The 21,697-nt window shown below is 52.8% G+C and carries 24 protein-coding genes; 16 read left to right on the top strand and 8 right to left on the bottom strand.

Annotation, left to right across the window (positions count from 1 at the left end):
* Window positions 1-87 precede the first annotated feature (87 nt).
* Window positions 88-366, bottom strand: a complete 279-nt coding sequence (locus ACVB80_RS05815; protein ID WP_481080318.1) for a YeaC family protein — start codon at window positions 364-366, stop codon at window positions 88-90.
* 113 nt (window positions 367-479) lie between these two features.
* Between ACVB80_RS05815 and ACVB80_RS05820 the strand changes: the two genes are divergently transcribed.
* Complete coding sequence (locus tag ACVB80_RS05820; RefSeq protein WP_481080319.1) at window positions 480-1,304, top strand: DUF2989 domain-containing protein; 825 nt, start codon at window positions 480-482, stop codon at window positions 1,302-1,304.
* 45 nt (window positions 1,305-1,349) lie between these two features.
* Here the strand turns inward: ACVB80_RS05820 and msrB are convergent, their stop codons facing one another.
* A complete protein-coding gene (msrB, locus tag ACVB80_RS05825) occupies window positions 1,350-1,751 on the bottom strand; it encodes a peptide-methionine (R)-S-oxide reductase MsrB (RefSeq protein WP_481080320.1) in 402 nt (133 codons plus the stop codon).
* A gap of 335 nt (window positions 1,752-2,086) precedes the next feature.
* Here msrB and gap point away from each other — a divergent pair, with 335 nt between their 5' ends.
* The 9 genes from gap (at window position 2,087) to ACVB80_RS05870 (ending at window position 9,945) form a co-directional block, all read left to right on the top strand.
* Window positions 2,087-3,082 (top strand): type I glyceraldehyde-3-phosphate dehydrogenase, encoded by a 996-nt coding sequence (gap, locus tag ACVB80_RS05830; protein ID WP_481080321.1) that lies wholly within the window; start codon window positions 2,087-2,089, stop codon window positions 3,080-3,082.
* Between the two features lie 252 nt (window positions 3,083-3,334).
* Window positions 3,335-4,213, top strand: a complete 879-nt coding sequence (locus ACVB80_RS05835; RefSeq protein ID WP_481080322.1) for a D-hexose-6-phosphate mutarotase — start codon at window positions 3,335-3,337, stop codon at window positions 4,211-4,213.
* A 122-nt stretch (window positions 4,214-4,335) separates the two neighbouring features.
* Window positions 4,336-5,157, top strand: a complete 822-nt coding sequence (rlmA, locus tag ACVB80_RS05840) for a 23S rRNA (guanine(745)-N(1))-methyltransferase (protein WP_481080323.1) — start codon at window positions 4,336-4,338, stop codon at window positions 5,155-5,157.
* 59 nt (window positions 5,158-5,216) lie between these two features.
* Window positions 5,217-6,161, top strand: a complete 945-nt coding sequence (locus tag ACVB80_RS05845; protein ID WP_481080324.1) for a ChaN family lipoprotein — start codon at window positions 5,217-5,219, stop codon at window positions 6,159-6,161.
* Window positions 6,162-6,296: 135 nt separating this feature from the next.
* Window positions 6,297-6,653, top strand: coding sequence for a hypothetical protein (locus ACVB80_RS05850; protein ID WP_481080325.1), 357 nt, complete (start codon window positions 6,297-6,299; stop codon window positions 6,651-6,653).
* Window positions 6,654-6,770: 117 nt separating this feature from the next.
* Window positions 6,771-7,073 (top strand): ribbon-helix-helix domain-containing protein, encoded by a 303-nt coding sequence (locus tag ACVB80_RS05855; RefSeq protein WP_481080326.1) that lies wholly within the window; start codon window positions 6,771-6,773, stop codon window positions 7,071-7,073.
* 101 nt (window positions 7,074-7,174) lie between these two features.
* Window positions 7,175-7,570: a VOC family protein gene (locus ACVB80_RS05860; protein WP_481080327.1), complete on the top strand. Its 396-nt coding sequence runs from the start codon at window positions 7,175-7,177 to the stop codon at window positions 7,568-7,570.
* 36 nt (window positions 7,571-7,606) lie between these two features.
* Window positions 7,607-7,903 carry a putative quinol monooxygenase gene (locus tag ACVB80_RS05865; RefSeq protein WP_481080328.1) on the top strand — a complete coding sequence of 99 codons (297 nt, stop codon included), beginning with the start codon at window positions 7,607-7,609 and terminating at the stop codon, window positions 7,901-7,903.
* Between the two features lie 158 nt (window positions 7,904-8,061).
* Entirely contained in the window at window positions 8,062-9,945 is a 1,884-nt protein-coding gene (locus ACVB80_RS05870; protein WP_481080329.1) for a BCCT family transporter, read from the top strand.
* A 9-nt stretch (window positions 9,946-9,954) separates the two neighbouring features.
* Here the strand turns inward: ACVB80_RS05870 and ACVB80_RS05875 are convergent, their stop codons facing one another.
* Entirely contained in the window at window positions 9,955-10,437 is a 483-nt protein-coding gene (locus tag ACVB80_RS05875; RefSeq protein ID WP_481080330.1) for a 2-thiouracil desulfurase family protein, read from the bottom strand.
* Between the two features lie 103 nt (window positions 10,438-10,540).
* Window positions 10,541-13,315 carry a glycoside hydrolase family 3 protein gene (locus ACVB80_RS05880; RefSeq protein ID WP_481080331.1) on the bottom strand — a complete coding sequence of 925 codons (2,775 nt, stop codon included), beginning with the start codon at window positions 13,313-13,315 and terminating at the stop codon, window positions 10,541-10,543.
* 182 nt (window positions 13,316-13,497) lie between these two features.
* On the opposite strand from ACVB80_RS05880, the gene ACVB80_RS05885 reads away from it, so the two are divergent.
* The gene (locus ACVB80_RS05885; protein ID WP_481080332.1) at window positions 13,498-14,376 is read left to right on the top strand and encodes a helix-turn-helix domain-containing protein; all 879 of its coding nucleotides are present in this window, start codon (window positions 13,498-13,500) and stop codon (window positions 14,374-14,376) included.
* Between the two features lie 80 nt (window positions 14,377-14,456).
* Window positions 14,457-16,430, top strand: a complete 1,974-nt coding sequence (locus ACVB80_RS05890) for a cation:proton antiporter (RefSeq protein WP_481080333.1) — start codon at window positions 14,457-14,459, stop codon at window positions 16,428-16,430.
* A gap of 4 nt (window positions 16,431-16,434) precedes the next feature.
* Here the strand turns inward: ACVB80_RS05890 and ACVB80_RS05895 are convergent, their stop codons facing one another.
* Window positions 16,435-17,796, bottom strand: a complete 1,362-nt coding sequence (locus ACVB80_RS05895) for an aminotransferase-like domain-containing protein (RefSeq protein WP_481080334.1) — start codon at window positions 17,794-17,796, stop codon at window positions 16,435-16,437.
* A 157-nt stretch (window positions 17,797-17,953) separates the two neighbouring features.
* Here ACVB80_RS05895 and ACVB80_RS05900 point away from each other — a divergent pair, with 157 nt between their 5' ends.
* On the top strand, window positions 17,954-18,568 hold the full coding sequence (locus tag ACVB80_RS05900) for a LysE family translocator (RefSeq protein WP_481080335.1): 615 nt from the start codon (window positions 17,954-17,956) through the stop codon (window positions 18,566-18,568).
* Window positions 18,569-18,720: 152 nt separating this feature from the next.
* Entirely contained in the window at window positions 18,721-19,086 is a 366-nt protein-coding gene (locus ACVB80_RS05905) for a PH domain-containing protein (protein ID WP_481080336.1), read from the top strand.
* Between the two features lie 78 nt (window positions 19,087-19,164).
* Here the strand turns inward: ACVB80_RS05905 and ACVB80_RS05910 are convergent, their stop codons facing one another.
* Entirely contained in the window at window positions 19,165-19,605 is a 441-nt protein-coding gene (locus ACVB80_RS05910) for a YcgN family cysteine cluster protein (RefSeq protein ID WP_481080337.1), read from the bottom strand.
* A gap of 133 nt (window positions 19,606-19,738) precedes the next feature.
* On the opposite strand from ACVB80_RS05910, the gene ACVB80_RS05915 reads away from it, so the two are divergent.
* Together ACVB80_RS05915 and ACVB80_RS05920 are read left to right on the top strand one after the other, a co-directional pair.
* Window positions 19,739-19,990, top strand: coding sequence for a YkgJ family cysteine cluster protein (locus ACVB80_RS05915; protein WP_481080338.1), 252 nt, complete (start codon window positions 19,739-19,741; stop codon window positions 19,988-19,990).
* Window positions 19,991-20,057: 67 nt separating this feature from the next.
* Window positions 20,058-20,579 (top strand): DUF2799 domain-containing protein, encoded by a 522-nt coding sequence (locus ACVB80_RS05920; protein WP_481080339.1) that lies wholly within the window; start codon window positions 20,058-20,060, stop codon window positions 20,577-20,579.
* Between the two features lie 171 nt (window positions 20,580-20,750).
* On the opposite strand, the gene recR is transcribed toward ACVB80_RS05920, so the two are convergent.
* Together recR and ACVB80_RS05930 are read right to left on the bottom strand one after the other, a co-directional pair.
* Window positions 20,751-21,350 (bottom strand): recombination mediator RecR, encoded by a 600-nt coding sequence (gene recR, locus ACVB80_RS05925; protein WP_481080340.1) that lies wholly within the window; start codon window positions 21,348-21,350, stop codon window positions 20,751-20,753.
* 12 nt (window positions 21,351-21,362) lie between these two features.
* Window positions 21,363-21,692: a YbaB/EbfC family nucleoid-associated protein gene (locus tag ACVB80_RS05930; protein ID WP_481080341.1), complete on the bottom strand. Its 330-nt coding sequence runs from the start codon at window positions 21,690-21,692 to the stop codon at window positions 21,363-21,365.
* Window positions 21,693-21,697 lie beyond the last annotated feature (5 nt).

Genomic DNA, 21,697 nt, shown 5'->3' on the forward strand with positions numbered 1-21,697 from the left:
ACGAACTGGTGTCAATAAAAGAGGCCGAATATCTATCCGAACTGTCAACACGCTCCCCCAGGGCCCAGAGCCTCGAGCCCAGGACCTTTACTCCACCTTCACCCGAACAATATCCTCAGCTTCAGCCGTAAACTCCTTTTTCAACTCCGCCTTCGACTTAAAGCAGATCTCGCCGCCGGCTGAAACCGTCATATGCTGGGCATCGTTATTGTGCTGAGACTGATAAAGCATCACTGCCTGCATACAGGAATCGCGTTGTTCCTGAGCCAAAGGAGTGCCATCAGGCCATTTACCGGTTTCAACGGCATAGCACAGACGTTGGTATATCTCAGGCGTCATTGACGCCAATAGTTGCTCTACATTCACTTTCTGTCCCTATAATAAGTAAATGAGTTTAGATTCTGAGGATAAACCGCTACTATCGTGGGTCAAGGAATGGCCTGCCAATAAGCGCCTCGGATCACAAGCGGATGTAATATATGACACGGAATCAATTGGTTATCTTTCTCGCCTCACTAACCACACTGAGTGGTTGTTTTGAATCGCGCCAGAATACCGACAAGCTGTGTGAGTCCAATCCACCCCTGCGCTGTGAAAAGCTGAACATGCGTGATGGCCAGTGCCGTATCCCGCGTACTGACCTTATCTGGCATCGCTATGATGCCCTGCGTAACAACACGATTGAAAAGCAGATCAAAGAGTACGAGATTCTTCGTGAGTATCAAAAATGTCTGGAGCTGGCCGCCCAGATTCAGCCTATCGATCAGACCGACCTCAAAGAACGCCGCTTTAATGCACTGGTTCATACCTACGATGAACAGAAGCGGATTATGAAAGATCTGGCAACGACCGATGATCCCAAAGCACTCTACTTCCGCTGGAGTCATGGCGACGATGATGCCAAACGCGCATTCCTGCAAATGGAAGGTACCAAGGAGCTGGAAACCGCAGAAATGCAGCTGGCCCTGGCCACCTACTACGCCAACCGCGATAAACACAAAACCCTGACCCTGCTGGAAAACGCGCTGGTCCTGACCCAAAAAGGTGAGCTGAACACAGACATCATCAAATCGCTGGCGAGTATTAACCTTTCAACCGGCAACAGGGAATACGCCTATATCTGGGCGATGGTAGGTAAAGAGTTTGATCTGCCAATCACTTCAGACCGGAACCTGCACCGTATTTACGGCTTCGATGATGAGAAAAAAGAGCGTCTGGATGACATCGCTGACAATGTCACCTCTGCTATTGAAGACGGCCTGTACCGTAAAGAGCTGATCCCACCGCATGAAAAGTTAAAATAACCACACAATTGTGAAAATTTTTTTCAGAACTGAGGAAAATCTTCCTCAGTTTTGCCCTTCACTGGTGAAAATTAACGACACTGAGTTAACACAGTAGCGCTGACCGGTAGTTTGAGGCCCATCACTAAACACATGACCCAGGTGGCTGTCACAGCTGGCACAACGGATCTCAGTACGCTTCATTCCATGGCTGTTATCTTCTAAATAGATAACGGCCTTATCATTTAGCGGCGCATCAAAGCTTGGCCAGCCACAGCCGGAGTCGTATTTGTTCGCAGAGTCAAAAAGTTCCGCCCCGCAACAGACGCACTGATAGATCCCGGTTTCCCGGTTATGCAGCAGTTTTCCTGAAAACGGCGCTTCTGTCTCGCCCTGCCGGCAAACCTTATATTCCTTATCATTCAAAAGGTTACGCCACTCCACATCCGTTTTTTCAACCCTTTGCACACTCCCTCCTTATCCGTCTGACTTCGCTTTTCTGAGATCTTTATTGTTTTTTTCAGGCAAAAACTTGCCTGTTTCAAAGGTTGTAGCACATACTTCCTAGCCAGTACATAACTGACCCATCATTTTTAATCCGCTCTTGTTGATTCATTCATCATTAGCATGCATTAGGGACGATGAGTGTAAAAAATGAACGTTTGCAACGATATGTTAAAAAAAGCCAAGCTTTTTTTTGACTTTAGACAATTAAAGCACGATTATCAGTTGCAGGAATTTACTGGGTTTTGTAATTTTACTACCAGTTATCTTTAATCAGAAATTAAGTTGTGGAGCAACTAATGACTATCAAAGTAGGTATTAACGGTTTTGGCCGTATCGGTCGTTTCGTATTCCGCGCTGCTCAAGAGCGTGCTGACATTGAAGTTGTAGGTATTAACGACCTGATCGACGTAGAGTACATGGCATACATGCTGAAGTACGATTCAACTCACGGCCGTTTCAACGGTACTGTTGAAGTTGAAGGCGGTAACCTGATCGTTAACGGTAAAACTGTACGTGTAACTGCAGAGCGCAACCCAACTGACCTTAAGTGGGACGAAATCGGTGTTGACGTTGTTGCTGAAGCAACTGGTATCTTCCTGACTGACGAAACTGCTCGTCAGCACATCACTGCTGGTGCTAAGAAAGTTGTTCTGACTGGTCCATCTAAAGACGCGACTCCAATGATCGTTATGGGCGTAAACCAGGAAACTTACAAAGGCGAAGACATCGTTTCTAACGCTTCTTGTACTACTAACTGTCTGGCGCCTATCGCTAAAGTACTGAACGACAAGTTCGGTATCGAGTCTGGCCTGATGACTACTGTTCACGCAACTACTGCTACTCAGAAGACTGTTGACGGTCCTTCTGCTAAAGACTGGCGTGGTGGTCGTGGTGCTTCTCAGAACATCATCCCATCTTCAACTGGTGCTGCTAAAGCTGTAGGCGTTGTTCTTCCAGAACTGAACGGAAAACTGACTGGTATGGCATTCCGCGTTCCAACTGCAAACGTATCTGTAGTTGACCTGACTGTTAACCTGAAAAACGGTGCATCTTACGAAGCTATCTGTGCAGCAATGAAAGAAGCTTCTGAAGGCGAACTGAAAGGCGTTCTGGGCTACACTGAAGACCAGGTTGTTTCTCAGGACTTCATCGGTGAAGTACAGACTTCTGTATTCGATGCTAAAGCTGGTATCGCACTGACCGACAACTTCGTTAAAGTTGTATCTTGGTACGACAACGAAATCGGTTACTCAAACAAAGTTCTTGACCTGATTGCTCACATCTCTAAGTAATTGAGTAATTAGCGAAGAATTTCGTTAACAAAAAGGCGGCCACTGGTCGCCTTTTTGGTATTTGGGGAAACGGTTCTCGGTTCTCGGTTCTCGGTTCTCGGTTCTCGGTTCTCGGTTCTCGGTTCTCGGTTCTCGGAATAGATTATCCAGCCGTTCTCAAGTACCACTACTCCTGGAAAATATTCGTGCCCTTCCCCGAAGCCCTTAGCTTTAACAGTCCTGGGCTCAGGGCCTGATAACAAAGGAATCAAGATGGACCTAACATCTCTTCTTCCCCTGACGGTACTGTCAGACAACGTCACCATCGTTGAAAAAGATGGCGTGAAAATCGTTCGGGTTATCCATGAAAAAGCGACCGCAGGCATTGCACTGCACGGCGGACACGTGGTGTCTTACGCGCCGGCAGGTCAGGACGATCTGATCTGGATGAGCGAACAAGCCGTATTTGACGGTGTGGCAGCCCTTCGTGGCGGTATCCCGGTTTGCTGGCCATGGTTTGGCCGTATTGCGGCTCCGGCACACGGTTTTGCACGCAACAGCCAGTGGCGCCTGATTGAACACCGGGAAAGCGAAAATGGCGTAATCGTTGAACTGGGTCTGGAGCCAAGCGAAGCAACGCTGGCTGTATGGCCGTTTCAGTTTGAAGCCCGCCTGTTTATGGAAGTAGGTGATGAACTGAAAGTAACGCTGGATGTCACTAACACCGACGAGAAAGCCTGGCGCTTCTCCGGTGCGCTGCACACTTACCTCAATGTCAGCGACATCCGTGAAGTGAAGACCACCGGCATGGGCGCTGAATATATCGACGGCCTGCAGGGTGGCAAAGTCTGCCAGGGCGGTGATGTCCTGCAACTGACTGATACCATCGACCGGGTTTACACCCAGCCGGAAGCGCAGATCAAAGTTGAAGATGCCAGCCGTACTCTGGTGATTGAAAACCAGGGCCACAACTCAGCTGTTCTGTGGAATCCGTGGGCAGAAGGTGCTCAGGGCATGGGCGACATGCAGGATGACGGCTACCTGACCATGATGTGTGTTGAATCCACGCTGCACGCCCCATCACTGGAAAAAGGTAAAGAGCTGAAACCAGGCGAAAGCCACCAGCTGGTAACCAAAATCTCTGCGAAATAACAGGGATCTCTGCGAAGTAATCGCAAAGCGCGTTCAGGGGGCAGCATTCGCTGCCCTTGTTTTTGAATTCTTGCCCGGTTGTGGGTAGACTTGCCGCCTGACTATTCAATCCAGGTTATGTTATGGCTTACCAATGCCCTCTGTGTCACCAGACTCTGACTCAGAAAGAACAGAGTTTTTGCTGTCCCTCCAACCATCAGTTTGATGTTGCCAAAGAAGGTTACGTCAACCTGGTTCCTGCGCACCATAAGCGCTCGAAAAATCCCGGAGACAACACAGAAATGATGCAGGCCAGACGCCGCTTCCTGGCCGGGGACCACTACGACCCGATGCGTCAGGCGGTTGCACAGCTCTGCCTGGAGAACCTGGAAGGTACCGCCCACCGCCTGCTGGATATCGGCTGTGGTGAGGGTTATTACACCCACCTGTTTGCAGACAAACTGCAGCAGCAACATTCCGAAGCTGCCACTTACGGACTGGATATTTCCAAAGTCGCTATCCGCTACGCCTCAAAACGCTACCCTCAGTGTCACTTCTGCGTGGCATCAAGCCATCGTCTGCCGTTTGCAGACCAGTGTCTTGATGCGATTGTGAAAATCTACGCACCGTGCAAAGCCGAAGAGCTGGAGCGCTGTCTGGATGATAACGGCGTGCTGATCACCGTGACCCCGGCTGGCCGCCACCTGTATCAGCTGCGTGAACGTATCTATGATGAAGTCCGCCTGCACAGCGAAGATCCGGAAGCGATTGAAGGCTTTGAAGTCGCCCATGAGCAGAAACTCAACTACATGATGTCGCTGACAGGTTCTGATGCGTTTGATCTGCTGCAGATGACCCCATTTGCATGGAAAGCCAGCGATGAACTTCGTGATGAGCTGAAGTCTGCTACGCTTTTCGGATGTGAAGCTGACTTTATGCTGCGGGTATACAAAAAGACCAACTGAGAATAATTCTCATTTTTATTGAAATCGCATAACGGCTTCCTTACACTGGCAGCACTTTTATGGAGACCGTTATGCGTACATTTCTTTTCACCGCCGCCGCGCTGCTTCTATCCGGCTGCAGCCAGCCACTTCCGGCTCAGTCTCAGCTCAGCCATTTCTACGACTATCAGCTCGCAACGCCTTCGGGCAAACAGCTTGAACTCAACACCCTCAGCCAGCAACTCAAAGAGTACGACGTGATTCTGGTTGGCGAATGGCACACTCACTCAGGCGTGCACCGTTTTCAGGCTGATCTGCTGGCTTCTCTTTACCGGCAAAACCCTGATGTTGCTCTTGCCATGGAGCAGTTTACCCGGGATAAGCAGCCTCAGCTGGATGCCTACCTGAAAGGCGAAATTGGTGAACAAACGCTGATCAAACAAGGCAATGCCTGGCCAAACTACGAGCCGAACTACCGCCCACTGGTCGAGTTTGCCAAAGTGCATCAGCTGGATGTGCTCGCCGCCAATGCACCCAAGCCCATTGTGCAATGCATTGGCCGTAAAGGGCTCAGCTATCTGGAGAAGCTGCCCGCCTCTCACCGCGCATGGCTTGCCAGTGAGATCTATACCGGTGACAGCCCGTACAAGGAAAAATTCATGGCCTCAATGCACCACGGAAAACCGGAGCAAACCAAACGCCAGTACGAAGCACAGGTCAGCTGGGATGAAACCATGGCAGAGAGCATCGTAAACTATCTGGCTGCTAATCCGGATTATCAGGTGATGCTGACCGCCGGGAAATTCCACACTGAGCAGGACTTTGGCACAGCAGCCTCTGTACTGAGACGAAACCCGGAACTGAAAGTTGCCGTGATCACCCCGGTCACAGAGCTTAAGGACGATGGCAGCGATTTCCAGCTCAAAGTCCTGCCTATGCCAGAGCGATACGTCAGTAAAGCCGCCCAAATGGAAGCCTGGAAAGCACTCTCACACCGGGGCAAAGAGCTGGTTTGTGAGCCATAACCACAGTCCTTTATAAACCTGGCTCAAAAATTGCTCTGATTTTATCTGTTATATCAATCGGCAGGCCGAAAGAATTTACAAAAGTTATTCCTGGTCCTGCCGATATATTATTCAGAAGCAGTAAAGGAGAGCGTGATGACAGTTATCGGATCGGATGCAGCACGGGTTCAGTCCCAGCCGCCGGTTACCCAGACCGCCAAACCCGCCGACGGCGCCGCCTCTGAAGCGGCAAAGGCCCCGCAGGCCAACCAGGTTACTCTGTCAGCAGAGGGCAAAGCCCTGCTTGCGGCACTGCAGAATATTGAGCACGAGAGCAAGGCAGCCGAAGCGGCAAACAAAACCATCGGCGATGATGTCGAGTCTTTCGCGCACGGCGCTCTGGGTATGGACCACCCTGATGAGTTCAAAGAAGAAAAAGACGTATCTTACTCAGCGGGGCAATATCTTTCCGCTGCGGCAACCCTCGGCGGCATTATCGCCCTGCTGGTTTAATCCCTCTCAGCATCAGCTTACCTTCCCGGGCAAATCCTGACCCCGGGATAGTTTCTGTTTGCCTGCAAGCATACAGATTGGCACTATGGGCATCTTTGTCAGCAATTCAGTATCAATATGTGCGAGATTTTTTCCCATCAGCCGGTCGAAAGCTATCAGTACCGAACCCGCTCTGTCCGCCTGGACGGCCACGTCACCAGTATTAAACTGGAAACCAGCTTCTGGGAAGTCCTGGAAGAGATAGCCGCCAAACAGCAACTGCCTCTGTCACGCTTTCTGAGTTCCCTGTACCGCGAAGCACTGGATTACACCGGTGATGTGCCTAACTTTTCTTCGCTGCTGCGCTGCGCCTGTCTGGTCTATCTGCGTCAGCCAGGCAACATTCAGGATATTGTCGAGCAACAGCTGGCGATCCAGTAAATACATTCATCACAGCAATTAATTTCGGGATAGTACTCAGGTACTACCCTTTACTCTTCGCCCTCCCTTATCCTTGCCGCACCAAATCCGGGAGGGCAATCATGACCAAATTTATTCACACCATGCTCCGCGTTCGTGACCTGGACGCATCTGTCGATTTCTACGCTAAAACACTGGGGATGGAGCTTCGGGACAAATTCGTCTTTGACGGTTTCACCCTGGCCTATCTGGGTAATCCGGAATCAGAAGCCGAGCTTGAGCTGACCATGAATCACGACCAAAGCCAGCCGTATCAACTGGGTGAGGGTTACGGCCATATTGCCGTCACTGCTGAAGATCTGGAAGCAACCCGGGCCCGTATTCTTGACGCCGGTATTGAAGCCGGGGAGATAAAAGCCCTGAGCCACCACGAACGTCACCTTGCGACCTTCTTCTTCATTCAGGATCCGGATGGCTACAAGATCGAGTTTATCCAGCGCCAGGGGCGCTACCTGTAACACCCACTACCTATAAAAAAACAAAGGAAACACAACATGATTCATTTAACTGCCACTTTTCACGCAGCTGCCGGCAAAGAACAGGAACTGAAGAGCGAACTTGAAAAAATGCTGATTCCAACCCGTAACGAAGAAGGTAACCTGCGTTATCAGCTGTTTCAGGCCAAAGAGCAGACCGGCACTTTCCTGTTTCAGGAACACTTTCTGGATCAGGCCGCTTTCGATACGCACTGCCAGACCCCACACTTCCTGAGCCTTCTTGATACACTGGAAACGAAGTCTCTGCTGAGCTGTGAACCAGCCATCGTATTCTTTAACGAAATCAACGGCTGATATGACAGGCAGGCTCTGAGCCTGCCTTCTCCTGCTCACGCCTTAACTTCTGCCATCAGTATCCAGTCAGCCACGTTTATCGTGACGACAAATATCCTGATTTGCCGCCAGGCACAAACACGCGCAGACTCGGCAAAATCATACCCGGATTTTGCGTTATGAATTCACACCTTATTGATAAACCGACTTTTATCGGCGCGCTTTTACTGCTGTTTACCGTTACTGTCCCCCTTGTTCTGTTTCCCGCTCAGGGCAGTGAATGGATCGCCACCGCCAAATGGTTCCTGACCGATAAACTCGGCGTGCTCTACCTGCTGCTCGGCCTTGGGGCAATCTGCTTTATGCTGTATGTGATCTTCAGTGACCTCGGTCAGATCAAACTTGGCGACGCAGAGGAAAAGCCAGAGTTCTCCACCGCTTCCTGGGCGGCAATGCTGTTTTGCGGCGGCATCGGTGCCAGCATTCTTTACTGGGGCTGCATTGAATGGGCCTACTACTATCAGTCACCACCGTTTCAGCTTGAGCCTGGCAGCGAAGAAGCGGTTCGATGGGCCGCGACTTACGGGCTGTTTCACTGGGGCCCGATTGCGTGGTCCATCTATCTTATCCCTGCCCTGCCGATCGCTTACTTCTTCTATGTGCGCAAATCGCCGGTACTGAAAATCTCAGAAGCCCTGCTTCCGGTTCTGGGTGAGCGCCGCTCAAAAGGCGCGCCGGGTAAGCTGGTCGATGTACTGTTTATCTTCGGTATGCTGGGCGGTGCAGCCACTACGCTCGGCCTTGCCGCGCCACTGATCAATGGCGGACTTCACCATCTGTTTGGCCTGCCCAACAATACATACAGCCAGGTTGCGGTACTGCTGCTGTGCACGGCCATATTTGGCTACTCGGCTTACGCGGGTTTAGAGCGCGGGATCAAACTGCTCAGCAATATCAACTTCTGGGGCGCCATGGGTCTGCTGGCGTTTGTACTCATCGCAGGGCCGAGCGTGTTTATGCTTGAAACCGGACTCGATGCCCTCGGGCGCATGCTGTCCAACTTCTTTGTAATGGCGACCTGGGCTGAGCCTTTTGGTGGCTATGCCAGCTTTGACAACACCCACTTCCCACAGGACTGGACCATTTTCTACTGGGCCTGGTGGCTGGTGTTTGCACCGTGTATGGGGCTGTTTATTGCACGGATTTCCCGTGGGCGCACCATTAAGCAGATGGTCAGCGGGTCGATTTTCTATGGCTCTCTGGGTTGCTTCCTGTTCTTTATCGTACTGGGTAATTACGGCCTGTCGCTGCAGCTGACCGGCGAGCTGGATGTGATCGCCCTGCTCAACGAGTCCGGCGCACCCGCGGCCATTTTTGCCATGCTGGATAAGCTGCCGCTCGGCACCATGGTGATCGCCGTCTTTACCCTGCTGTGCATCATCTTCACCGCAACCTCGTTTGACTCCATCTCCTACATTCTCGCCTCGGTGGTACAAAACGATGTCAGTGAAGAACCGATGCGCTGGAACCGGCTGTTCTGGGCTTTTACGCTGTCATTTCTGCCAACGGTGCTGATGTTTATGGGCGGACTGGACACCCTGCAAACCGCGGCTATCGTTGGCGGCCTGCCGCTGCTGGGGATCTCAGTGATGCTGATGATATCGTTTGTGCGTGCCGCCAGTCTGGATATCCGTCACCAGGAAGAGTATGAAGAGCCGACGATAAATATAGATGCCCTTCCGGAGATTGACCCCTGGTCTCTGGAAGGCATCGCCCTGGCGCGGTTTGAGAAGTGCCGCGATGCCGCTCAGCTTGCCGCAGAAAATGAACGTCAGGCAATGGCTGAGCTGATGGAAGTAAAAAAACGTATCCGCGCCTATGCGCTGGAACACCAGCAGGATAATCCGGAGCACCTGCTGCCGGACGGACTGGAAGAAGCCCTTGAGTCGGCACTGGCTCATCTTGAACAATGCCAGCAGGCCAAACAGGCACTGTCGGATGAAGCCCAGCAATCGCGCAGTGACTTTGACCAGTTACTGCTTCAGAGCACAATTTCGGCCTGAGAAATGTGACTATTCAGCCAGCACTTTTTCAAGCTCACCGAGCTGGTGCTGGCTGAACACCCTGATACCATGCCTTCGAAGCAGCGCTGTGGTCAGCCCTTCGCCAGGCTGTTTCGTCCCGCTGAACGTGCCATCATAAACCTGCGAGCTTCCGCATGATGGGCTGCCATCGGTCAGCAGCGCGTAGCGGATCCCCTGCTGCTGACATACTTCCAGCGCCCTGCGGGCACCATCTGCAAACTCGCCGCTTACGTCAGACCCGCTTATTGTGATTATCTGCGCTTCAGCAGAGAACACTGCAGCAGCATTGCCTCCCCTGATCTCGGCTGGTTCTCTTGGCGTTGGCAGACCACCGGCAACTTCCGGGCATACCGGTACCAGTTCAAAATGCCCTTTCAGCCACTCAAACTCCGCCTCTCCGATAAACAGGCCACTACCGTTATAACGTACCTTTTCACCCAGCAAACAGGCGCTGATAAGTAGCTTTTCCATACTCTTTGATCTGACCGTTAATAAAATAAAACACAGGCCCGATTGTGCGTGAAAAAAACGGCCCTGCAAACCATGCAGGGCCGTTTCGTTTCCGCGTAACGCATTACCGCCGGATGAACATCAGTTTTTCAAGCTCCATTCCGGGTTTCACAAAGCCGATATCGAGCTGGTAACAACCTGGCTCAAGACGAATGTCGAGCCCTTCAATCTCTGCCTGCTTTCCATCGGTGCCGTTAACGAACAGCGACATGGCAAACTCTCCATTCAGGCTCAGACTACAGGAAGACTGCGCCACCGGACCAAGGTCATATTTCACTACAGCACGGCAGTGATACACACCCGCCTGTGCCACTTCCAGAACCAGCGAGGTATCGGTTTTCACCCCCGCAGCTGTCACCTGCCCCACAGGGCAGGTCTGCTGCTGTGGTTTTTCTGCCAGCGGCGCAAAAGGTTTGACCGGCTCATAAGCTTTCAGCGGCCTGTCCATCACAGGCGCAGCCATAACAAAACGGCAGATATTGGCAGCGCATCGCTGCAGTTCACCCAGAGTCAGGGTTCCTGCCTCAAGTGCGGCCAGGGTATCGTCTCCCATTGCATTGCTCTCTGCTCCATCATTTTCGACCACCATATACAGGTCATTCTGAGCCCGCACCATGTAAGAGGTGAAGGCCTTATCCTCCACACCTGCCTCTGCCGGATTATTCATCTTGGCCCACCAGTCGGTCATCACGATACCGGTGTAACCCCACTCGCCGCGCAGAATAGTGGTATTCAGGTCGTAGTTTGACGCTGCCCAGTGACCGTTAACCGGGTTATACGCAGTCATAATGGTGGATGCCCCGCCCTGTTTGACGGCCATTTCAAAGGCTTTGATGTGCACTTCCCGCAGGGCGCGCTCGGACATCACACTGTCCACATCCACCCGCGCGGTTTCCTGGTCGTTACCGGCATAGTGCTTGATAGTGCCCGACACACCAGCCTGCTTCAGACCCCGGGTTTGCGCAGCTGCTATGGTGCCGGTCATAAACGGGTCTTCTGAGAAGTATTCAAAGTTACGCCCGTTTAGCGGATGACGGTGAATATTGATCCCTGGGCCAAGCAGGGTATCAATCCTGTTCGCCTGAAGCTCCTGACCCACCAGATAAAACAGCTGCTCGTTGAGTGATTCGTTCCAGGTGCAGGCCAAAAGGGTACCAATCGGAACCTGAGTGGCTTTATGACCACTGTCCATACGGATCCCCGATGGCCCGTCTGCAGCTGCTGCAACCGGAATGCCGAGACTGAACAAACTGTCCGAGACACCACCAAACGCTGCTGCCGTTCCCGGTGTTACTTTAGGGCTGCACATCCCCTCACCACGCACTATGGTCGCCATCTGCTCCGGTGTCATCTGAGCAATAAAGGCATCCATGGACTCACGCCCCTGCTTGACGTCCATCAGCTTAATACCTTTGTCCCCCGTCAGCTCCAGCGTTGGCGGCAAACCGGCTTCAATGCGCTGCGCCAAATCGACCTGTCTTTTCGGTACACTCTCGTAATCCACGTCATAGACGCCATTGTCACTGCGACTGCCAGGTTTAATGCGCTGAAACTCCCGCACCGGAGCCCCGGCTTCCGAAAGGCGTTCAACCACCAAAAGCTGTTGCGGTTCAAAGCAGGCCTGCACCGGCTCCGCCTGACGGACACTTCCGCCAAGGAAGAACTGATAACGTCCTGCTTCCACCACATAACTGCTGCGGTGGCCGGTTACGCCGCTGTCATCATAGGAAGCCAGTACGGATAACGGCACGCAAACTGTTACCACTTCACGCTCGCCCGGTGCCAGCCGTGACGTTTTGACGAACCCGGCCAGCGCACGGGCTGGTTTGCCCAGCTGGCCCTGTGGTGACTCCACATACAGCTGAACAACCTCTTTACCGCTGTACTGATCGCCGCTGTTTTGCACTTCCACTTCAAATTCCAGCTGTTTCTGCGCACCCTCACCCAACTCTTTATAACCCACCAGCTGACGGCTGAACCGGGTATAAGACAGACCGGCACCAAACTCAAACTGCACCGCCTGCGGGTTAAAGGTTTCAAAGTAACGGTACCCGACGTAGATATCTTCCTGGTACAGATTGTCCTCTGTACTGCCAAAGTTGGCCGAAGACGGATAGTCAGACAGCTTATAGGCAATGCTGTCGGTCAGGCGTCCGCTTGGTGATTCCGTCCCGCTCAGCACGTCCGCCAGCGCGTGGCCGCCTTCCATGCCTGCTGCCCAGCTGTAGAGCACGGCTTTAATCGCTGCTCTGTTTTCGATGGTTTCCAGCCAGGACATATCGATGATGTTGGTCACGTTCAGCACTACGATGACGTCTTCAAAATGCTGACAGACCTGGGCGATCATCCCGGTCTCTTCTTCAGTCAGACGATAGCTGCCTGGCAGGTCGGCATTGTCCTGGTCCTCACCGGCGGTACGGCCAATAAACACTACTGCCTTGTCCGACTGCTGCGAAGCGCGGGCAACCAACTCATCATTCAGTGGCATCTCCTGCTGAAACCAGGGTTCAGCCGCCCAGCCACCACCGCCATGATCAAACGGGTGATCCGCAATCCACTTCTGATAGACCGCCACCAGCTCTTCGTTAACCTGTATCGTTTCATTTTCTCTCAGGCCCTGCAGCACACTGACCGCATAGGGCACGTTTACCGCGCCACCCGAGCCGGTACCGCTGCGGTAAGTGTCAATCTGACAACGGCCAAACAGGGAGACAGTCTGGCCTTTTCTGAACGGCAGCACGTCCTGGTCATTTTTCAGCAGCACAATGCCTTCCACCGCCGCCTGACGGCTGACCGGTACCAGCGCCTGTTGCGCCTGGCGAATAGCTTCATGATTCATATACAAGTTAACCTTTTGTTTCATGGCACTTTATGAGCAGATCATACCCCGGTTCCACTAGCCAGTTCCGCGATACAACCGGTATAAAGCATAGCCGGATTTGGTTTTATCGTGCTGAAATAGTATGCTGAGCTCGCGCGCTATTCTACCAATATAGCGACAACAAAAAGGAAAATAGCGACATGGGCATCACTTATCACCTCAGCAGTCATCTGAAATATCCGCAGCTCAGGTTTGCCTGTGTGGAAGGAGAACACGACTGCGATTTTGCCCCACACAAACATGATTTTTCAGAGCTTTTTCTGGTGGTCAGTGGCAGCGCAAAACATACCGTTGCCGGCTTTGAGTACCCGATCAGCAAGGGCGACGTGTTTGTTATTAATGGCGACATCGAGCACGGTTTCTGCGATGTTGACCAGCTCAAAGTGATCAACCTGATGTTTGACCCTGCTGCACCTTTCTTTGAACGCACGTCAATGCGCCAGCTATCCGGCTACCAGGCCATGTTCAAGGTCGAGCCGGTTGCCCGTCAGACCAGCGATTTCAGGGCAAAGCTGACTCTCGACAGCGCACAACTTCCCAACATAGTCCGGTTAATAGATGAGATAAGACAGGAATATGAGCAGGGCTTACCCGGCTTCGAAGTCATGCTGACCAGTCTGATGCAGCAACTGGTTATTGCCCTCGCCCGCCTCTATCAGACCCAGGACCAGGAGCTGCCCCAGACCACACTCGCGCTCAGCAGGGCTCTGATCCATATCGAGCAGAACCTGACACAAACAGACATCAGCAGCGACGCCATCGCCCGCGCCGCCTTTGTCAGCAAACGCCAGCTCGAACGCCTGTTCCGCCAGTTTCTCAATACCTCGCCCAACCAGTATCTGAGAGAACTGCAGCTCAGTCGCGCTGCAAGAATACTTACAGAATCACCCAACGCATCCATACAAACTGTGGCTGAACAGTGCGGGTTTGCCGACAGTAACTATTTTTCCAAGTGTTTTAAGCAGAAGTACCGGCACAGTCCGCGCCAGTACCGGGCCGGCACCAGCCCTGACCGCTGAAGCCATTAAAAAACAGGAAGATCCGCCGTTTCTCAACCATGCTTAAGGGGAGTTACCGTAACTTCCGCCGCAGGCTGTTTATGGACGCATCTGACACCTTCATTCCCGCAGTTTTAGCAATCATCGCTTTTATGGTGGTGTCGGTTATCGCGCGCCTGGCCGCACGGAAAATCAGGGTCCCCCTGCCGGTCATTCTGGTCTTCGCCGGCCTGACCCTGACTCAGTTTCCGGTACTGCCAGCCGGGATCACAGTGTTTCTCAGTGCTGACATCGCCCACAAAACCATTATCTACGTCCTGCTTCCTCTGCTGATCTTTGAAGCAGCCTACCGGTTTGATGTCTCCAAACTCACGGCGAACTTCGGGGCTGTGACCATTATGGCCCTGCCCGGCGTGCTCTTTTCAACCCTGGTGATAAGTGCTGCTCTGATATTCATCGCAGGGCTGACACCGGAAGTCGCCCTGCTCCTTGGCATCATTCTCAGTGCTACCGACCCCAGCGCGACCATTGCCATTTTTAAGGAATCCGGCGCACCCAAAGATCTGGTCACCATAGTGGAAGGGGAAAGCCTGCTCAACGATGCCACGGTAATTGCACTGTACAAGATCGCCGTTCTTATCCTGGCCGCAGAACTGAGCGCAGGTGAGATGGTCCTGACCAGCAGCTGGCAACTGTTGTGGCTGTTTGGCGCAGGTGCCCTTTTTGGCTGGTTGTGCGGACACTTCCTCGTCTGGCTGATGGGCAGGTTGCCGGATGAGCCCTATATCGAGATCAGTATCAGCCTTATCATGGCGACCGGCTGTTTTATCATTGCTGATGAATACCTGGCGGCCAGTGGCATCATCGCCCTGACAGCCTGTGGGCTGGTTCTTTCTCAGAATGCGCCGCTTCCGGTCAGCACCGCATCTGTCCGCTACCTCGACAGCTTCTGGAATTATCTGTCCGAACTCGCCAAAGCGTTTATTTTTATTCTGGTCGGAATGTGGCTTAATATCAGCCTTATCGCCCAGCACTGGCTGAGCACCCTGCTGGTCGTCATCAGCATGCTCGCCGCCAGAAGTATTCTGGTTTACGGGATGCTGCCGTTCTTCGGTCGTCTGCGGCGGCACGCCTACTCCCTGCCCGCATCCTATCAGCACATTTGTCTGTGGGGCGGACTGAGAGGTGCGGTTACCCTGGCACTGGCAATATTGGCGGTGACGCACTCCACGGCCCTGGATATACAACAACAGGAATCCCTGCTTGCCATTGCCATGGGTGCCGTGGCATTTACCATCGTGATTCAGGGGTTAACCCTGTCTCCGCTGGCGAAGCGATTCAGCCTCAATACCACCTCCCTGGATGAACAGATCACCCAAAAAGAACTGCTGCTGTCCCTCAAATACAGTCTCACGCAGCAACAAAAACAGCTTCAGTACCTGTACAGCTCGCAGGCAGGAACAGAAGGGATGTTCAAACGACTGATCATGAGGGGGCTCAGTATCGAAGCCGGATATCTGCACCTGCTTTTTGAGCAGGGCATGATCTCAGGGGAAATTTACCGGGTACAAAAAGAGCAGCTGGATCGGGAAATGGACGCGGCAAGACACACCTATCAACAGCCGGTGCGCTCCTTCTCTCCCGGTTACTGGAAAGGAAAACTGACTTTACTGAAACAAAGCCACGAGCCTGATATTCTGTTCCGCTACGAGATGTGCTGGGCCCGGCTTCTGACCTCCGAATTTACCCTGACCGAACTTCAGTCTCTCCTCGATGAGCAACCCATTGATGTTCTGATCAGGGACAGAATCCTGTCCATCTGGCGCAGCTGGCACCAGCAAAGTGAAAACATGATCCATCAACTCGACACGCAACATCCGCTGCTGACCGCCGAAGCTCAGGTACGGTGGCTGAACAACATGCTGGCAACCGTTCAGAAGTCCCATTTAAATAAGTTCGTCCGCCAGAAACTGATTTCAGAGTCAGAAAGTGAGCAAATCAAAACCGAGCTGGATGAACAGATGAACAATCCGGGAAACAGGATTATGCAGAAAGATGGCAGGCAAAGTAAGTAAAAGGCTACTGACTAAGTTCCAACAACTGCTGTTTTACCACTTCCAGAGCGGCATGAAGCTGCGACCGGCTTATCGGACTCGCCAGAGAGATCCTGACCGCTCCAGGAACCGGGTACCCGCCCACTACAAACATTTCCGCCTCACGAACCCTCACGCCCTTTTCAAGCAGCATCCCTGCAAAACGATAGCCCGTCAGAGGCTCAGGCAGAGGAAGCCACACGTTGTAACCCGGAACATCCACTTTTATATCCGGAAATGCCGTCCGCCAGATCCGGTGCCGGGCACTGAGTTCCATTGCGATCTCAGCATCCACCACCTCCATCGCACCATTGGACAGCCAGCGACAGACCAGGTCCACCATCAGAGGACTGACGTGCATGCAACTGGCGCGGACTGCCCGGTGTACCGGCTCTTTCAGTGACAGGGGAAGGACCAGATAACCAACCCGTAATCCGCCAGCGAAGTACTTTGAGAAGCTGCCGACATACACGGTAATATCCGGAGCAATGGCCACCAATGGACTCTTTCGGTAAGCCGGAGGACAATAGAGCACATCATCCTCAACTATCAGCACTTTGTAACGGCGACAGATTTCGATTATCTGCAGCCGGCGGCTGTCACTGAGCTGAACTCCGGTCGGGTTCTGCACTCCCGGGGTGAGATAAAGCAGCTTAGGACGGTGGCGCTTACAGTGCAGCTCAAGATCTTCAGGATCCAGCCCCTGTTCATCCAGCCTCACCGGTACAAGTTTTCGCTCAGCCTGCTGACAGGCGCGGACAAACTCCGGATAACACAGGCCCTCCGCCAATATGGTGTCTTTCGGCCGGGTCAGCGCGTTAATAACCACAGAAATGCCGTGCTGACCACCATAAGTCCAAAGCAGACGTCGTGCATCCGGCCCGGTCCCAAGCCTGTCTGACAACCAGTTCTGCAGGATCTGGTTGTGCCCTAATAGGCCATCAGCAGAGTAATAGCCAAGTACTGCCGTCTGGGCAACCGGCTCCTGCGACAACTCTTTGAGCGCAGAGGCAAGGTGCGTCTGCTGGGAAAGTAACAGAGGCCGGCACAAAGCGAGATCGACCCCTTCAGGTTCGGATACGGGCAGGTAGAAATGATCCAGCTCTGTCTGCCTGTCACGGACATAGGTACCACTGCCGACTTTGGGCTGAGTCAGCCCCCTCTGCTCCAGTTCCTGATAGGCTCTGGTCACGGTTCCCACTGTCACACCAAGCCGGTAGGAGAGAATTCTCTGTGGAGGCAGTTTGGATCCAGGCTTCAGCTCTCCGCTCTCAATCACCTCAGCAAATGCATCGGCCAACGCCATAAACTTGGTTCCGCTTCGCCCGGTTATGTCTGGCACAAACATTGTCACTCTCCGAAAGGGTACATTTCACTATTCTGTTCAGGATAGAAAAGGCCTGAAAAGATTGAAACAAGAGAATTGTCATGGTGACGCATTAACAATAGGGCCTGGCGCAACTGCTCTATTACCCTCGCTGTTAATAACAGATCAGGAGGTAATGATGACAACTGTATGGGAACTGCTGCCGGCGATGAGCCTGTTTGCATTAACAACCGCTATCACGCCAGGGCCAAATAACTTTCTGCTGGCGGCTTCCGGTGCGCAGTTTGGCGTGCGTAAAACCGTGCGGCATATCGTTGGAATACGTATCGGGGTAACAGGATTAATTCTGCTCTGCGCAGGCGGGGTTGGTGTGGCGCTGAAAAGTCATCCGGAATGGTACTTTACGATAAAGTACGCAGGAATAAGCTATATGCTCTGGTTAACCATAAAGCTGCTTATCAGCGATCCATTTTCAGCCAGTGGCAGAAAAAGCAGCCCGCTGGGCTTAACTCAGGCAGGGCTGTTTCAGCTAAGTAATATTAAAGCCTGGGTAGCATCTCTGGCGGTAGTAACCAGCTATAGTCTGCCATCTCATTACTGGCTCTCGGTTGCAGTCATAGCGCTGGTGTTCACCATCACGGGATTGTTCGCAAATACCCTGTGGGCGTGGATGGGGAGAAAAGTCTCAACCGCGCTTAATACCCGCTTCAGGCAGCGCTCGTTCAAACTTACCCTGGCGCTGCTGATGCTGCTCTCAGTGCTACCGGCGCTTGGCACTGAGCAGATTAGCTGATGTCTGAGCTTATGCCCTGCGCACCTTCTGTCAGCTGAATTTCAATGCCCGATCACGCAACGTGTAATCCACCCACAGGAGTTAAAGCCAGTCACAGGGACTTGCTGCTACACTGCTAAGGACCAGGCAGCTTTTTCAGTAAGGGAGACAAAATGTTTAAAGGCTTAAAACTCGTCGGGCTTACCGAGCAGGACACCGGTGAAGGTGAAGAGCGGTACGGCTTTCTGATCCAGGATAATGAGACCGTGGTGCTGGAGTACAAAACCGTGCGCGACATGCTGGTGTTAACCAACAAGCGAATGATCACCATCGATGTACAGGGTATAACGGGCAAGAAATCTGAGTTCTTCAGCCTGCCTTACAGCAAGATCACCGCATTTTCGGTAGAGACCGCCGGTACTTTTGACCTGGATGCGGAATTCAAGATCTGGGCCTCTGGCCTGGGTGAGATTGAGTTTGCTTTTCTCAAAGGCACGGATGTAAGAAAAATCGCCTCGCTGCTGAGCTCGGGGATCTGATCCGCCAGTCAAACTGGCAGATAGCAAAACGGCGTATGTGTTAAGCACATACGCCGCCAGTTATTTTACCGCAATCACTCAGCCACATGCCGGGTGATTCAGGATGTGGTCTTCCCAGTCCACCACATCCACTTCATACACCACCTTATTGCGTACACTTTCACCCGCTGCGTGCATGGCCGACTTTGAGCCGGTGATCAGCGGATGCCATTCCGGCAATGGCTGCTTTTCGGCCAGCAGGCGGTAAGCACAGGTATCCGGCAGCCAGTGGAACTCGTTGATTTTATCGCGGGTCAGCTTGAGGCACTCTTCACCTGATGAAAAGCGGTTCAGGTAGTCTTTGCATGAGCAGGTTTTGCTGTTGAGCCAGCTGCAGGCGACGTTGGTGTAGTACACTTCGTCGGTGTCTTCATCCATCAGTTTATGCAGGCAGCACTTGCCACACCCGTCACACAGCGACTCCCACTCCTGCTCGGTCATCTGCTCCAGGGTTTTCTCTTGCCAAAATGCACTGCTCATTCTACTGCTACTCACTTACTTTGGATGGGGTGCGATTTATACTCCTGTCGCGAATAAAATTCAAGCACCGGCTGGGCGCAGACGCCGGATTCTGATACTATCGCCGCCCGTTTTTTTGCTTGTGGAGCCTGTTATGGATTGTCGTTTAGGTTGTGGTGCCTGTTGTATTGCCCCGAGTATCTCCTCCTCTATTCCGGGTATGGAGAAAGGCAAACCTGCCGGTGTGCGCTGCATTCAGCTCAACGATGACAACCTGTGCAAACTGTTCGGCAAGCCGGAAAGACCAAAAGTCTGCCACGACTTCAAACCCTGCCCGACAATTTGCGGCAGCACCAATGAACACGCGATCGAAGTGATCACCGAACTCGAACACGCGTCCAGCTGATCTTTTCTCATCCCCATTCTGTGGTGTAACATAACGCCGGTTTATTTATTGCTGCAGGATTTATATAGTGAAATTTAACGTATCTGTCGCCCTGGCTGCAGCCATGCTGCTGGGTGGCTGCGCGACGATCAGCCCCGAAGAGTGCAAAGTCGCAGACTGGCAGGCTATCGGCTATCAGAATGGTCAGCAGGGCCAAATGGCATCGAGAGTACAGAACTACGTCTCAGATTGTGCAGAAGCCGGTGTCGCGGTGGACAAGAATGCCTGGAACCATGGCTATCAGCTGGGTCTGAAGCAATACTGCTCCCCGGAGAACGGCTACCGGGTGGGCGCTGACGGTGACACCTATAATGGCGTTTGTCCGAACGCTGAGTTTGTAAAACAGTACCAGCTTGGCCGTCAGGTCTACCTGAAAGAGAAACGCCTGAAAGAGATCGAACAGGAGATCCATGATATCGACTTCAAACTGGGTGCCCTGCTCTCAGGCGAAGACGAGAAACGCAAAGAACTTCAGCGCCAGCGAAAAGAGCTGGTAAAAGAGCGTTCCGATCTGCTGAGCCCGGCGGTCCAGTTTAAGTTCGAGTTCTGAAATAGGGGACCGAGGTCCTGGGTCCTGGGTTCTGGGTTCTGGGTTCTGGGTTCTGGGTTCTGGGTTCTGGGTTCTGGGTTCTGGGTTCTGGGTTCTGGCACCATAATAAAAGCCCCATTGCTGTTATCAGCAATGGGGCTTTTTAGTTCATCCGGACTCATCGCAAGAGCGTTACAGCTTCTGCCGTCCCATGATTGAGTGGGACAGAGTGGTGCCGTCTACCAGATCCAACTCTCCGCCCATTGGCACGCCGTGAGCAATGCGGCTGGCAGAAACCTGATGCTCGTGGCACAACTCTGCGATGTAGTGTGCCGTCGCTTCCCCTTCCACCGTTGGGTTGGTGGCCAGGATCACTTCCGAGATCCCGCCGCGCTGAAGGCGGAAGTCGAGCACATCCAGACCGATGTCTGAAGGGCCGATACCATCAAGCGGTGACAGGTGTCCCATCAGCACAAAGTAACGGCCGGAGTACTGACCAGTCGATTCGATGGCGGCAATATCCGAAGGGCTTTCCACCACACACAGCTGACCGTTCTCTGCCCGTTTGGCATTGGTACAGATATGACAGGTATCTTCTTCGGTGAAGGTACGGCACTCGCTGCAATGGCCGATTTCGGTCATCGCCTGTGACAGTGCCTCAGCTAGGTGCAGACCACCTTTACGGTCGCGCTGTAACAAATGAAAGGCCATACGCTGCGCCGACTTGGGGCCAACCCCAGGCAGGCAACGTAAGGCCTCCATCAATTGTTCCAGCATTTGGCTGGTACGCATAAATCGCTCTTATCAGAAAGGCATCTTGAAGCCTGGAGGCATCTGCATGCCGCCAGTTACTGAAGCCATTTTCTCTTTCTGAGTTTCTTCAACACGACGCGCTGCATCGTTGAATGCCGCTGCGATCAGATCTTCCAGCATCTCTTTGTCGTCTTCCATCAGACTCTCGTCGATGTCAACGCGGCGAACGCTGTGGCTGCCGGTGATGGTCACTTTTACCAGACCAGCGCCAGATTCACCGGTCACTTCCATGTTCGCAATCTCTTCCTGAAGCTTCTGCATGCGATCTTGCATCTGCTGGGCCTGCTTCATCAGGTTGCCCATTCCGCCTTTACCAAACATTCTTT

It is taken from the genome of Vibrio sp. 9-16B-A1, from assembly GCF_056726165.1.

Coding starts and splice junctions, on each gene's coding strand:
- ACVB80_RS05860 (WP_481080327.1), top strand. CDS start 7,175: ATGACCAAATTTATTCACACCATGCTCCGCGTTCGTGACCTGGACGCA.
- ACVB80_RS05820 (WP_481080319.1), top strand. CDS start 480: ATGACACGGAATCAATTGGTTATCTTTCTCGCCTCACTAACCACACTG.
- ACVB80_RS05850 (WP_481080325.1), top strand. CDS start 6,297: ATGACAGTTATCGGATCGGATGCAGCACGGGTTCAGTCCCAGCCGCCG.
- gap (WP_481080321.1), top strand. CDS start 2,087: ATGACTATCAAAGTAGGTATTAACGGTTTTGGCCGTATCGGTCGTTTC.
- ACVB80_RS05885 (WP_481080332.1), top strand. CDS start 13,498: ATGGGCATCACTTATCACCTCAGCAGTCATCTGAAATATCCGCAGCTC.
- ACVB80_RS05835 (WP_481080322.1), top strand. CDS start 3,335: ATGGACCTAACATCTCTTCTTCCCCTGACGGTACTGTCAGACAACGTC.
- ACVB80_RS05855 (WP_481080326.1), top strand. CDS start 6,771: ATGTGCGAGATTTTTTCCCATCAGCCGGTCGAAAGCTATCAGTACCGA.
- ACVB80_RS05880 (WP_481080331.1), bottom strand. CDS start 13,315: ATGAATCATGAAGCTATTCGCCAGGCGCAACAGGCGCTGGTACCGGTC.
- rlmA (WP_481080323.1), top strand. CDS start 4,336: ATGGCTTACCAATGCCCTCTGTGTCACCAGACTCTGACTCAGAAAGAA.
- ACVB80_RS05900 (WP_481080335.1), top strand. CDS start 17,954: ATGACAACTGTATGGGAACTGCTGCCGGCGATGAGCCTGTTTGCATTA.
- ACVB80_RS05845 (WP_481080324.1), top strand. CDS start 5,217: ATGGAGACCGTTATGCGTACATTTCTTTTCACCGCCGCCGCGCTGCTT.
- ACVB80_RS05910 (WP_481080337.1), bottom strand. CDS start 19,605: ATGAGCAGTGCATTTTGGCAAGAGAAAACCCTGGAGCAGATGACCGAG.
- ACVB80_RS05875 (WP_481080330.1), bottom strand. CDS start 10,437: ATGGAAAAGCTACTTATCAGCGCCTGTTTGCTGGGTGAAAAGGTACGT.
- ACVB80_RS05905 (WP_481080336.1), top strand. CDS start 18,721: ATGTTTAAAGGCTTAAAACTCGTCGGGCTTACCGAGCAGGACACCGGT.
- ACVB80_RS05930 (WP_481080341.1), bottom strand. CDS start 21,692: ATGTTTGGTAAAGGCGGAATGGGCAACCTGATGAAGCAGGCCCAGCAG.
- ACVB80_RS05890 (WP_481080333.1), top strand. CDS start 14,457: ATGGACGCATCTGACACCTTCATTCCCGCAGTTTTAGCAATCATCGCT.
- ACVB80_RS05915 (WP_481080338.1), top strand. CDS start 19,739: ATGGATTGTCGTTTAGGTTGTGGTGCCTGTTGTATTGCCCCGAGTATC.
- ACVB80_RS05895 (WP_481080334.1), bottom strand. CDS start 17,796: ATGTTTGTGCCAGACATAACCGGGCGAAGCGGAACCAAGTTTATGGCG.
- recR (WP_481080340.1), bottom strand. CDS start 21,350: ATGCGTACCAGCCAAATGCTGGAACAATTGATGGAGGCCTTACGTTGC.
- ACVB80_RS05865 (WP_481080328.1), top strand. CDS start 7,607: ATGATTCATTTAACTGCCACTTTTCACGCAGCTGCCGGCAAAGAACAG.
- ACVB80_RS05870 (WP_481080329.1), top strand. CDS start 8,062: ATGAATTCACACCTTATTGATAAACCGACTTTTATCGGCGCGCTTTTA.